The 12,840-nt window shown below is 29.5% G+C and carries 9 protein-coding genes; 4 read left to right on the top strand and 5 right to left on the bottom strand.

Annotation, left to right across the window (positions count from 1 at the left end; all coding sequences use genetic code 11):
- The first annotated feature begins 313 nt into the window (after positions 1 to 313).
- The 3 genes from HKP59_RS06415 (at position 314) to kynU (ending at position 3,362) form a co-directional block, all read left to right on the top strand.
- Positions 314 to 1,117 carry a prohibitin family protein gene (locus tag HKP59_RS06415; RefSeq protein WP_291804658.1) on the top strand — a complete coding sequence of 268 codons (804 nt, stop codon included), beginning with the start codon at positions 314 to 316 and terminating at the stop codon, positions 1,115 to 1,117.
- Between the two features lie 262 nt (positions 1,118 to 1,379).
- A complete protein-coding gene (locus HKP59_RS06410) occupies positions 1,380 to 2,078 on the top strand; it encodes an SGNH/GDSL hydrolase family protein (protein ID WP_291804656.1) in 699 nt (232 codons plus the stop codon).
- 12 nt (positions 2,079 to 2,090) lie between these two features.
- Positions 2,091 to 3,362, top strand: coding sequence for a kynureninase (gene kynU / locus HKP59_RS06405; protein WP_291804655.1), 1,272 nt, complete (start codon positions 2,091 to 2,093; stop codon positions 3,360 to 3,362).
- A gap of 19 nt (positions 3,363 to 3,381) precedes the next feature.
- Here the strand turns inward: kynU and HKP59_RS06400 are convergent, their stop codons facing one another.
- Positions 3,382 to 4,938 carry an FAD-dependent protein gene (locus HKP59_RS06400; protein WP_291804652.1) on the bottom strand — a complete coding sequence of 519 codons (1,557 nt, stop codon included), beginning with the start codon at positions 4,936 to 4,938 and terminating at the stop codon, positions 3,382 to 3,384.
- 147 nt (positions 4,939 to 5,085) lie between these two features.
- Between HKP59_RS06400 and HKP59_RS06395 the strand changes: the two genes are divergently transcribed.
- Positions 5,086 to 5,898 (top strand): carboxypeptidase-like regulatory domain-containing protein, encoded by an 813-nt coding sequence (locus HKP59_RS06395; protein WP_291804650.1) that lies wholly within the window; start codon positions 5,086 to 5,088, stop codon positions 5,896 to 5,898.
- A gap of 63 nt (positions 5,899 to 5,961) precedes the next feature.
- Here the strand turns inward: HKP59_RS06395 and HKP59_RS06390 are convergent, their stop codons facing one another.
- The 4 genes from HKP59_RS06390 to HKP59_RS06375 all read right to left on the bottom strand — a co-directional run bounded on the left by HKP59_RS06390 (position 5,962) and on the right by HKP59_RS06375 (position 12,724).
- Complete coding sequence (locus HKP59_RS06390) at positions 5,962 to 6,792, bottom strand: prohibitin family protein (protein WP_291804648.1); 831 nt, start codon at positions 6,790 to 6,792, stop codon at positions 5,962 to 5,964.
- A gap of 89 nt (positions 6,793 to 6,881) precedes the next feature.
- Positions 6,882 to 8,012, bottom strand: coding sequence for an efflux RND transporter periplasmic adaptor subunit (locus tag HKP59_RS06385; protein WP_291804646.1), 1,131 nt, complete (start codon positions 8,010 to 8,012; stop codon positions 6,882 to 6,884).
- Positions 8,013 to 8,015: 3 nt separating this feature from the next.
- On the bottom strand, positions 8,016 to 12,344 hold the full coding sequence (locus tag HKP59_RS06380) for a CusA/CzcA family heavy metal efflux RND transporter (RefSeq protein ID WP_291804645.1): 4,329 nt from the start codon (positions 12,342 to 12,344) through the stop codon (positions 8,016 to 8,018).
- 80 nt (positions 12,345 to 12,424) lie between these two features.
- The gene (locus tag HKP59_RS06375; RefSeq protein ID WP_291804644.1) at positions 12,425 to 12,724 is read right to left on the bottom strand and encodes a hypothetical protein; all 300 of its coding nucleotides are present in this window, start codon (positions 12,722 to 12,724) and stop codon (positions 12,425 to 12,427) included.
- Between the last annotated feature and the right edge of the window lie 116 nt (positions 12,725 to 12,840).

Raw genomic sequence — 12,840 nt, 5'->3', positions numbered from 1 at the left:
ATATGGCATAGGCAGAACTTAAGCATCACTTTGTACCATCCATAGACTCAATTACGAATAATATTGATTGTTCTTATGGGGCACGTGCATATTCTTGAATACAATGCTATGTAGGTTAGTAAATTTTTACATTAATTATATTAATATATATCATATAATATATAAATATATTTATATGATTAAACTTAAATATATTTGTGTTAGAATTTTTTGATAGTATTAACGGTTTGCTAAAGTTGTAGCCATATATCGTTTGTATTCTCAATAAAATTTCTTAAAACTATTAATTAATAAATCTTAACAAATAAATATTATGAAATCAAATTCAATTTATGCACTCGGATTATTTTTATTACTAATTTCCTCTAGTTGTGCGGTAGTAAGACCTGGTGAAGCAGGTGTAAAACAGACTTTAGGTAAATTTTCTGATAACATTATTACACAAGGTACTGTATTTTACAACCCTCTTGTAAGTAAAGTAGTAAAGGAGTCAACAAAAACTAATAATATAAAGCTAATTTTACCTTTACCAACAAAAGAAGGCTTAAGTGTTATGTCAGAAATCTCTATTCTATATCGCCTAGAACTCGCAAAAATACCTACTATTCTAGAAAATTTAGGACAAGATTATGAGTCTGTAATTACTAGTGTCTTTAGATCAGCATCTTCGGATGTTTGTGCACAATTTTATGCTAAAGATATGCACTCAGGAATGAGAGCAAAAATAGAAGAAGAAATAAAAAGTAAAATGCTGATTAACTTACAAAAACAAGCGAATGGAATAGAACTTATTGCTGTTCTAATGAAGAGTATACAATTGCCAGTGGGGTTAGCTAGTTCAATTGAGCAAAAATTACAAGCGGAACAAGACGCAATGCGAATGGAATTTATTATTCAACAAGCAAAACTGGAAGCAGAAAGAAAAATAATCGACGCTACAGGAGAGCGTGATGCTCAAAAAATACTTGCTGAAGGATTAACAAGTGAGATTATTAAACTTAGAACAATAGAAGCATTTAGTAAACTTTCTTTATCGCCAAATAGTAAACTAATTATTACCGATGGAAAAGCTCCATTATTAATAGGTGAGGATTCTTCATCAGCACCAAATAAATAATACTTCTAGAGCTAGTCGGATTTAAATATTTTTAAAATCCGACTAGTTTTTTTTTAAAAATCAATTGAGTTCAAAATCATAATTAAATAATTTTCAAAAAAATCTATAATTACATCGTTATTCATTATTGATATATCATAGAAATAATTTTACGTTTTTTTGTGAAAATTTAAAAGTTCGTTTATAATTTATTCCTTCAAATAGTTATTCTTTTAGTTAATTATTCTAATTTTAGATTTTATAAATAAATACTAGAATTAGAATGAAAAAAATAATAATACTCATATTTATTGTTGTTACATCTTTCAGTTGTAATCAAAAAGAACAAACAAAACCAACAATCATAGAAACTATTGAAGTTATGGAAACTCCCAAAACTTATTTAGCACTTGGAGACAGTTATACAATTGGACAAAGTGTTTTAGAAAAAGATAGATTTCCTGTTATTTTAGTAGATGAACTAAATAAAATGGATATCAAATATAACCCTCCAAAAATTATTGCAAAAACTGGATGGACTACCGATGAACTAAAAGCTGCGATTGACCTAGAAGAAATAAATGAACAATATGATTTTGTAAGTTTGCTAATAGGTGTTAATAATCAATTTAGAGGACGAGCCATTGAAGAATTTAGAATTCAATTCATTGATTTGTTAGAGACAGCTATTAAATTTGCAAATAACAAACCAGAAAATGTTGTGGTGGTTTCTATTCCTGATTGGGGCGTAAGTCCTTTTGCTCAAAATAGAGATACCGAAAAAATTGCAAACGAGATAGATGCATTTAATGCAGTTAAAAAAGAAGAAACCCTGAGAAAAGGAGTTTTATTTGTTAACATTACTCCAATCTCTCGATTAGCTAAAGATAATTTAAATTTTATAGCCGAAGATGAATTACATTTTTCAGGAGAAATGCATCGATTATGGGTTCAGGAAATTATAAAATCAAAATTTAATTAATAATATTAGGGAATGGAGACGTACTTTAAAGAAGCTATTGAATTAGATAAAAAGGATAAATTATCTCATTTTAAAAATCATTTTGTAAATGATGAACAAGTAATTTATTTTGATGGTAATTCATTGGGGAAACTTCCAAAGAAAACGATAGAAGTTACAACTGATTTAGTTCAAAATCAATGGGGAAACCGTTTGATAAGAAGTTGGAATGAAAATTGGATGGATTTATCATTTAAACTTTCAAAAAAAATAGCCTCTTTAGTTGGTGCTCAGCCTGATGAAATTTTTATTGGTGATTCTACTTCTTTAAATTTATATAAGTTAGTTTTTGCTGCTTTAAAAGCAAATAAAGATAAGTTTGAAGTCGTTTCAGATTCATTAAATTTTCCAACTGATTTATATGTGTTACAAGGAATGATAGAAAATCATTTCAATAAACATACACTGAAACTTCTTAACACTAAAGACGGATTAACGATTGATAATGATACACTTCAAAATACAATTTCAGCTAAAACTGCTTTAATAACATTAAGTTATGTTACTTATAAAAGCTCCTTTAAGTATAATATGAAGCAAGTGAACGAACTAGCTCATAAAAATAATAGTTTTATTATTTGGGATTTGTCACATGCCACCGGAGCTGTTCCGGTAAAATTGAATGAATCAAATGCAGATATGGCAGTAGGTTGTACTTATAAATATTTGAATGGAGGCCCAGGATCACCTGCTTTTTTATATGTAAAAAAGGAATTACAACAACAATTATTAAATCCTATTTGGTCTTGGTTTAGTCATAAGAAACCTTTTGATTTTGACTTAAATTATAAGGCTAGTAACTCAATACAAAAATTTGGAATTGGTACGCCTTCTATTTTATCCCTTGCAGCAATAGAGCCTGGATTAGATATATTGCTTGATGCTGGAATTTCAAACTTGAGGGCTAAAAGTGTTCAGCAAAGTACTTTCTTATTAGAATTAATTGAGAATGAATTATTACCTCTAGGTTTTACAATCGCTTCACCAATAGAAGCAGAATTAAGAGGTTCTCATATTTCAATTCAGCATGCTGAAGGGTATCGAATCAATAGAGCAATGATAGCTCCGAAGGACGATTCAAAAATAATTATCCCAGATTTTAGACCTCCAAACAATATTAGACTTGGTATTGCTCCTCTTTATAACTCATTCACAGAATTATGTGAAACAATTGAGAGAATTAAAAATATTGTTTTAACTAAAGAATATGAAAATTTCGGGTTAGAAAAATTAGAAGTAACCTAGAATTTTGAAATGAATAAAATTACCTAGAAGCTGCTGCTGCTTCTGCGCATCTTTCGCCATCCATAGCTGCAGAAACAATACCTCCAGCATAACCTCCTCCTTCACCACAAGGAAATAAACCCTTTATTTCAGGGTGCTCTAACCCTTCATTTCTTGGAATTTTCACTGGAGAAGATGTTCTGGATTCAACACCAATTACATTGGCATCATTCGTATAATAACCTCTCATTTTTCTTCCGAAGGATTCAAAACCGACTCTTAATCGTTGACCAATTAAATTTGGAAGTAAGCTATGTAAAGGAGCAGATTTTAAGCCTGGCTGGTATGATGTTGTATTTAAATTTGCAGATAGTTTTCCTTCAACAAAATCTGTCAATCGTTGTGCCGGTGCAGTTTGAGTTTCACCACCTGCTTTAAAAGCCATTTTTTCCAAATCCTTTTGGAACTCTAAACCTTTCAACGCACCAAAATGGTTGTATTTAGGAATATCTTTTTCAACATTAATTTCAACCACTATCCCCGAATTGGCAAACTTACTATTTCTTTTTGATGGTGACATACCATTTACAACCACTTCTCCTTTGGCAGTTGCTGCAGGAACTATAAATCCACCAGGGCACATACAAAAAGAATATACACCTCTATTTTTTACCTGCTGAACTAAACTATAGGAGGCGGCTGGCAATAACTCGTTTCGCTCTCCATTGCAATGATATTGGATAGAATCTATAATTTGTTGTGGATGTTCTACTCTAACACCCATGGCAAATGATTTTTCTTCTAGTCTAATATTTTTTCTATTTAGTAAATAGTAAATATCTCTTGCAGAATGACCTGTAGCTAATATAACACTATCAGCAGCCATTTCTATATTGTTTTGTAATTGAATACCTTTTATTTTATGATCTTTAATAATAAAGTCTACTACTCTACTTTCAAAATGAATCTCGCCGCCAAACTTTAATATGGTTTCTCTAATATTTTTTACAACTTTAGGTAATTTATTAGTTCCTATATGAGGATGTGCATCTACCAAAATTTGCTCTGTGGCACCATGAAAAACCAAATTTTCAAATATTTTACGAACATCACCACGTTTTAAACTGCGTGTATATAATTTACCATCTGAATAGGTACCCGCACCACCTTCACCAAAACAATAGTTAGAATCATTATCTACAACATGAAACTGATTGATAGCTCGTAAATCTCTCCTTCTATCTTTTACATTTTTTCCTCTCTCTAAAACAACAGGCTTAAAACCTAGTTCAATACAACGCAATGCAGCATACATTCCTGCGGGTCCAAAGCCAATAATGTGAATTTCTTTAGCCGAAGAAACATCTTTATAATCAAAAGTATAAGCAGAAGTGTCTGGTAATTTTTCTTGAATATAAACAGCAATTTTATAATTAAAAATAATTTGAGGTTTTCTTGCGTCAATAGACTTTCTCAAAACTTTTATTGCAGTAATTTCATTTATTGAAATGCCTAAGAGCTTTGAAGCCTCTTTTTGTAAAATATTATTTTCTTCAACTTCTTGAAGCTTTATTCGTAATTGAATTTCTGAAACCATATTTGCAAAACTACTTAAATTTTTAGTACACAATCCCAAATAGCAGAAACTAATTTTTAGGTTAACTAATTGAGTTTATTATAAATATTCATAATAACATTTACTTTTATTTAACAAAATTATCAGTAATAATTAGTATAATTGCATATGCTAAAAAACATACTTTATATTGCTTTATTATTGATTAGTATTAAAGCATTTTCGCAAGAGCCTAAAGTTAATGATACCATAAAAAATATTGATTTAGCTATATTTTTAAGAGGTCAAGTGGTTAGTAATGCGGATAACACTCCTTTAAAAGGAGCAAATTTATTCAATTTAAATTCTGTTGTAGGTACCATTTCTAATGATGAGGGCAAGTTTGAATTAGCAACAAGAGTTAACGATACTATTTATATATCATATGTAGGTTTTCAATCAATTAAATTAAAAATTACAAACGATTTATTAAAAGGAAATGAATTAGTGATTGAATTAAATGAACGAGTTGAAGAATTAGAAGAAATTGTTGTTAAATCTCATAAGCTTATTGGTGTGCTTGAAATTGACGCAAAAAATGTACCTGTAGATAAATATTCAAGGATTCATATTGTTGGTTTACAACAAACCTATGAAGTTGGAACACGTGCCCGAAGAGACTATACCTCTCCAATAGATGCCTTATTTAAACCTATTGATTTTGTTTATAATATGTTTGGAAAAAAACCACAACAATTAAAAAAACTGAAAAAATTACGTAATGAGGATAATTTACGTAAAATGTTAGAAGGTAAATTTAATAGAGAATTGATGATGGAGTATTTAGATTTAAATGCTCAAGAATTAACTGAATTATTGAATGAATGTAATTATTCAGATTATTTTATTAAAACGGCGAGTGATTTGCAACTAATTGAAGCTATCTTATTGTGTTATGAAAATCATAAGGCAATAAAAAAAGGAAGTACAATTAGAGATTAGATTTTTTGCATAAAAAAAGGCAACTAGAATTAGTTGCCTTTTTTTATGTTTATTATTTTAGTTTTATTGGTTTCCAAGAATTAAAGGTAAACCATCTTTTGAACTACCCACTATAACAACTTTACTATTTGGTGATTTTGCTAGCTCTAAAGTAGCTTCAATTCCTTTATCTCGTAAAATTTTATCAGTTAAAGAGGCACTTAAGATTCTGTTTGCATCAGCTTTACCTTGTGCTTCAATAATTTGCTTCTCAGCTTCTTTTGCTGCTGTAACTAATCTAAATTCATATTCTAAAGATTCTTGTTCTTGCTTCAATTTACGCTCAATAGCATCTTTAATTGTTGATGGTAAAGTTACATCTCTTACCAAGAGTTCATTCAACTGAATATACTGATTTTCAAGAATTTTTTTCGTTTCATCAAAAATTTCACTTTGAATTACATCTCGTTTACTTGCATATAGTTGCTCTGGTGTATACCTACCAACAACACTACGAGCAGCTGATCTTAAAGCAGGCTTAATAACCCTTTCTAAATAATTTTCACCTATTTCTTGATGTAATTTTCCTAATTCATTAGATTTTGGTAAATACCAAGCTGAAGTTTCTAAAATAATATCTAATCCATTTGATGAAAGTACTTTCATTTTTTCAAATAATTCTTGTTGACGTACTTCATATACGTAGACTATATTCCACGGTGCTACAATGTGAAAACCTTCACCTAAAGGTGGCTCATCTACTACTACACCACCATCAAAGCGTTTCCATAAAACACCCGCTTCACCAGCGTCAATAGTTACTGTAGATTTTGATAAAAATATGATTAAGATAATACCAGCAAAAATCAGAGGCATTAAAGATTTTGGTAATTGTAATTGTCCATTGTTCGCCATTATTTTTTGTTTTTTATGTTTGTACAAAAATACAAAACAGAATCCATAGTAATGGGTTTAATTTAATTTTAAGTTTAATTTAACAAAAATTATTCTAGAGGCAGAAAAGCTCCTTTAATAAGAATTTCCTTATTATTTACATCTAAATTTAGAACTTCAGCCCACTCTTCATTTTTAGCTCCAATAGATATTTTTACTTTTTCAAATTCATATGAATTCTCATTTTTACTTCTTAGAACTAATACATAATAGTTTGTATCCTCTTCAAGAAGACTGCTAATTGGCAAAGCAGGTTTCTGGTAAGAATCTGTAATAATTTCGGCTTCTACAAACATTCCAACTAAAAAAGGTTCATTTTCATTCTCTAAATGGCCGTGTACCCTCACTGTTCGGTTTTCATCAATTGATTTACCAACTAAATGAACTTCTGCATTAAAACTTTTTGATGATGATTCTGGAATATTGAACATAATTTTTTGTCCTTCAGCTACTTTTAAGATATCCTTCTCAAATACGATCAACTCTAAATGTTTATGATTGTCATTTATAATTTCTATTAAAACTTCCGAAGAATTTTTAAACTCACCTAAACTCGCATAAACATTTGAAACACTTCCAGCTATTGGAGCATAAATTGAAATTGTAGATGTTATTTTCCCTTGTTTTACATTTAGTGGATCAATATTCATTAAACGTAATTTTTGCTCTAAACCATTGTAAATAGCTTGAGCACTGTTATAGTCACTTTCCGCTTTTAAATAATTTTTTTGTGAAGTTATTTTTTCTTCAAAAAGTGTTTTCTGACGGCTATTTTCAGATTTTAAATAGTTTAATTTTTCATAAATCTCTAAATATTCTTGTTGAATTTGAATAAAATCTGGATTTTCCATGGTAAGTAATAACTGCCCCTTTTTTACAGAATCTCCAATTAATAACGATGATTTTTTTATATAACCACCCATAATTGCAGTAACTTTCGCTCTATTTGCAGGCGGCACATCAATGTAGCCATTTGTTTTAATTCCTTCTGAAAATAATTGAGAAGAGATTGTACCTAATTCCATGTTGGAATTTTTAAATTGAGTTGAAGTAATTTCAATAAGGTTGTTGTTTTCCTCAACAACTTCAATTTCCTTTTCTGAGGTTTTTGAAGTATCACACGAAGAAATAACGCCAATAATTAGTAAAAGTATTGTACTTTTTAATATATAAGTTTTCATATGTTATAGGTTTAAATAATTTAGTTCCAATGCAATTTGATTGTAACTATTAATATTTTTTAAATGATTTATTTTTAGTTGATTAGAAGTTTCAATACTTTGAATGTATTGAAAAAAGTCAATTTCTCCATTTTTGTAACTAAGTGTAGCTGTTTTTAAAATTTCTATAGCTAAATTTTCACCACTATTTTCATAGTAATTTAATTGTAATTCAATTTTATGAAGCTCTTCTAAAAGACTTTTATTTTTAGAATTTAATTTTTGACTCGTATCAAGTATTAATTCATTTGCAATGTCTTCTTCAATTTTTAAAGCTCCAATCTTTGAAGCTTTACCAAAAAAGAATATTGGAATTGAAATTCCAGCTTGAAAACTATTTACAGAAACATTAGATGTCATATCTTTACTATTAAAGAAATTAATGTTTAAATCGGGTAATAATTGTTGGTTTTCAACTCCTTTTTGAGCTTTCACTAATTTGCTATTTTCTAAATAGTATCTATTAATTAAATGGTTTTCAATTGGAAATGAATTTATTTCAATTTTCGAGAAATCTGGATGTAATACCTTAAGATTATTATTTGTCTGGAGCAATAAACCTAGGACTTCATTTGCAATATTAATATCGTTTTGAAGCTGCTCTAATTCTATATTAAATTGTTTATGCTTAGATTGAGAAGTAATCATTTCCAAATAATTAGATTCGCCGAGTTCAAATTTTCGTTGTGCTGCATTTGAAAAATTTTCGTATAAACTATCTATAGTAGCTAAATGTACCTTCTTCTTATTTAAGTAAACAACTGTATAAAATGCTTTTGAAACCTCTTTAATTAAATTATCTTTTGCTAAATCGTAATTTAACGTTGTTAAATTTGAGTTAATCTCATTCACTTTTTTCTTAGCAAAATATATGGTTGGAAATTCTATTGTTTGCTCAATACCATAAGTTTCAAATGGTTTACCATCAATACCTAAATTTGTATTATCGTGCATATAATATAAACTTGTTTTGTCTACATCAAAAGCACTTTTAATTAATTTAGTATCTCTATCAACTTTCAATTTTTGAATAAGTAACTGCTTATTATTTTTAATAGCCATTGAAATGGCATCATCAATTGTGATTGTTTTTTCTTGAGAAAAGCTAATAGCAGGTAACAACAAAATTAAAATGATAACAGTGGATTTAAATGTTCTCTTTCGCTTTATTTTAAATTCCTTAGTATCAAAAATTGAATATAAAACTGGTAAAACAACGAGCGTTAAAATTGTTGCTGTTACTAAACCACCAATAACTACAGTAGCAAGAGGTCTTTGAACTTCTGCCCCTGCATTTGTAGAAATTGCCATCGGTAAAAAACCTAGAGCAGCAGCAGCAGCGGTTAATATAACCGGTCTTAAACGCTCTTTAGTTCCTAATAAAATTCGATCATATACATTGTCCATACCTCGTTCTTTTAATTCTTTTAAATGTTCTATAAGTACAATACCATTTAAAACGGCGATACCAAAAAGGGCTATAAATCCAACACCTGCTGAAATACTAAAAGGCAAATCTCTCATCCATAAAAATAATACTCCACCAACAGCAGATAATGGAATTGCTGAAAATACCATTAAAGCTTCTTTAATGGATTTAAATGCGAAGTGTAAAAGAATAAAAATTAAAAGCAACGCAATTGGAACTGCTACTTTTAAACGTGCTTTTGCACTGTTTAAGTTTTCAAACTGTCCACCATAAGAAACAGTATATCCAACAGGTAATTTTACTTGCTCTTCAATAATACTTTGGACATCTTTTACCACGGATTCCATATCCCTGTTTCTAACATTTACACCTATTACAATTCGTCTTTTGGTATCATCTCTTGAAATTTTCGCAGGACCCTTTGAATATTCAATTTTTGCTACTTCATTCAAAGGAATTTTGTTTCCTGAAGGAGCATCTACATATAAATTCCGAAGATTATCAATATTTTTTCTAAACTCCGGCTGTAACCTTACAACCAAATCAAATCTTCTTTCACCTTCAAAAACATTTCCTAACGTTTGTCCAGCGAAAGCCATAGAAACTATTTGATTCAGTTCTTGAATATTTAATCCATAACGAGCTACTTTTTTTCTATTATAAGTAACTGTCATTTGAGGTAATCCATCAATTTTCTCAACAATGATGTCTGCAGCGCCTTCCACATCTGCTATTTTAGACTTTATTTCATCGGCTTTTTTAGCTAAAATTTCTAAGTCGTCACCAAATATTTTAATAGCTACATCAGCTCTTACACCTGTTATTAGTTCATTAAAACGCATTTCGATAGGTTGTGTAAATTCAAAGTCAATTCCCGGAATAATAGATAATTTTTCTTTAAACTTATCAGCTAATTCATCTTTTGAGTCTGCCGAAACCCATTCTCCTTTCGGTTTTAGTTTAATAATAACATCACTTTCTTCCATTGACATGGGATCAGTCGGAACTTCAGCAGCACCAATACGTGAAACAACTTGGTCAACCTCAGGGAAATTATCTAGTAAAATTTGTTCAATTTGTGTCGTAATTTCTGTAGTTTTTGTTAATGATGTTCCTGTTTTTAAAACGGGCTGAATCACAAAATCACCTTCATCTAGCGTTGGTATAAACTCACCACCCATTCTACTAAATAAAATAGCGGTTCCAATTAGTAATGCAACAGAGGCAGAAATAACAATTTTTTTATGGTTTAATGCCCATTTTATTGTTGGTTCATACAAGCTTAAAAAGAAATCCATTAAGCGCTTTGAAATATTATTTTTAGTAACTTTTTCAGGTTTTAAAAATATCGATGCAATTACAGGAACATACGTAAAACATAAAAACATAGCTCCAATTAAAGCAAAACTAAATGCCATCGCCATAGGCTTAAACATTTTCCCTTCAACACCACTTAATGATAGAATAGGAATAAAAACAATCAATATAATTAACTGACCAAAAACGGCGGAAGTCATCATTTTTGAACTACTTTCATAAGTAATTTCATCAATAGTATCTTGCCGATCACTTTTTGATAATTGTTGTAACTGGGCACTATTACTTGTAATTTTAAAGGCTATGAATTCAACAATAATTACGGCACCGTCTATTATAATACCAAAATCAATTGCACCTAAACTCATTAAATTGGCGTCAACACCAAAAATGTACATCATAGATAATGTAAATAGCAATGATAAAGGAATTACGGAAGCTACTACTAAACCAGACCTAAAACTTCCTAAAAGCAAAATAACCACAAAAATTACAATGATAACACCTAAAATTAAATTTTCAGCAATGGTAAAAGTGGTTTTACCAATTAATTCACTTCGCTCTAAAAATCCATTAATAAAAACGCCTTCTGGTAATGTTTTTTGAATTTCCTCAACTCGCTCTTTAACCGCTTCTATTACTTTATTTGAATCACCATCTTTTAGCATCATTATTTGCCCAAGTACCTTCTCTCCTTCTCCATTTCCGGTAATTGCACCAAACCTATTTGCAAAACCAAAATTTACTTCTGCAACATCTTTTATCAAAACAGGAATTCCTTCAATATTTTTGATGACTATATTTTTAATGTCGTCAATAGATTTAATCATTCCTTCGCCTCTAACAAAGTAACTTTCGTTTGTCTTTTCAATATAGCCACCACCTGCAACGCTATTATTTTTTTCAAGCGCATCAATAATTTGTGTGGCTTGAATATTCATAGATTTTAGTTTTTCAGGATTTATAGCAACTTCATATTGCTTTAAAAATCCTCCCCAGGTATTTACTTCTACAACACCTGGAATCCCTGATAATTGACGTTTCACAACCCAATCTTGAAGTGTTCTCAATTCCATAGGAGAATATTTATCTTTAAATCCAGGCTTGGTATCTAAAATATATTGATAAATTTCACCTAAACCTGTAGTGATTGGACCCATTTCTGGTGTTCCAAATCCTTCAGGAATTTTTTCTGCAGCAGTTTTTATTTTTTCTGCAATTAATTGTCGTGGTAAATAAGTTCCTATTGCATCATCGAAGACAATAGTTACTACCGATAGTCCAAATTTAGAAATAGATCTAATTTCTTGAACCCCTGGTAAATTAGCCATTTCTAATTCCACAGGATAGGTAATGAATTGTTCTACATCTTGAGTTGATAAATTTCTAGAAGTAGTAATTACTTGTACTTGATTATTTGTAATGTCTGGAACAGCTCCAATTGGAATTTGAGTAAGGGAAAATAATCCGAAACCTAAAATAGCAGCTGTAATTAATAAAATGATAAGTTTATTTTCAATACTTATCTGAATGATTTTTTTTAACATAAAATATTAGTTATAAATGTATATAATTGATAAACAAATAAATGCTCATCAAATTTAACGATAAAAATAAATAGACTATGTTACTTTTGTGGAGGCTGTAAAAGATTATTTACATATAAAGTTGTCGAAGGTTCTGTATAAGCAAACTTATTTTCTTTGAAAGTTAATTCTTTAAATGAAATAACAATATCTTGAGAATAAAATGTATACAGATGTTGAAAATGAGATTCTAAATGCTTATGCTTAAAAGGTAGTTCTTTATGCTCTTTATGCTCATTTTTATGAGATCTTGCTTCACTTCCATAATGCTTTGTTATGAAATCAGAAAAATTATCACCACTTTCAGCATGAGAAATAAGATGTTCTACAAGAGTTGGCATTCTACTAAAATCAGTTATTTCAAAGCTGAAACTTTGAAATAGTATAGTACTTGATAATATGATAACTAAAAATTTTTGCAACTCTAAGGGTATTATAAAACCTTGTAAAGATTGAA

Source organism: Lutibacter sp. (genome assembly GCF_013041805.1).
Lineage (GTDB): Bacteria > Bacteroidota > Bacteroidia > Flavobacteriales > Flavobacteriaceae > Lutibacter.
The sequence above is the reverse complement of the archived record's forward strand: the minus strand, read 5'-3'. Positions and strand labels throughout refer to the sequence as shown.

Bases quoted from the DNA above. Each gene is read 5' to 3' on its own strand.
- kynU (WP_291804655.1), top strand. From the start codon at position 2,091: ATGGAGACGTACTTTAAAGAAGCTATTGAATTAGATAAAAAGGATAAA.
- HKP59_RS06390 (WP_291804648.1), bottom strand. From the start codon at position 6,792: ATGGCGAACAATGGACAATTACAATTACCAAAATCTTTAATGCCTCTG.
- HKP59_RS06395 (WP_291804650.1), top strand. From the start codon at position 5,086: ATGCTAAAAAACATACTTTATATTGCTTTATTATTGATTAGTATTAAA.
- HKP59_RS06400 (WP_291804652.1), bottom strand. From the start codon at position 4,938: ATGGTTTCAGAAATTCAATTACGAATAAAGCTTCAAGAAGTTGAAGAA.
- HKP59_RS06415 (WP_291804658.1), top strand. From the start codon at position 314: ATGAAATCAAATTCAATTTATGCACTCGGATTATTTTTATTACTAATT.
- HKP59_RS06375 (WP_291804644.1), bottom strand. From the start codon at position 12,724: ATGCCAACTCTTGTAGAACATCTTATTTCTCATGCTGAAAGTGGTGAT.
- HKP59_RS06385 (WP_291804646.1), bottom strand. From the start codon at position 8,012: ATGAAAACTTATATATTAAAAAGTACAATACTTTTACTAATTATTGGC.
- HKP59_RS06410 (WP_291804656.1), top strand. From the start codon at position 1,380: ATGAAAAAAATAATAATACTCATATTTATTGTTGTTACATCTTTCAGT.
- HKP59_RS06380 (WP_291804645.1), bottom strand. From the start codon at position 12,344: ATGTTAAAAAAAATCATTCAGATAAGTATTGAAAATAAACTTATCATT.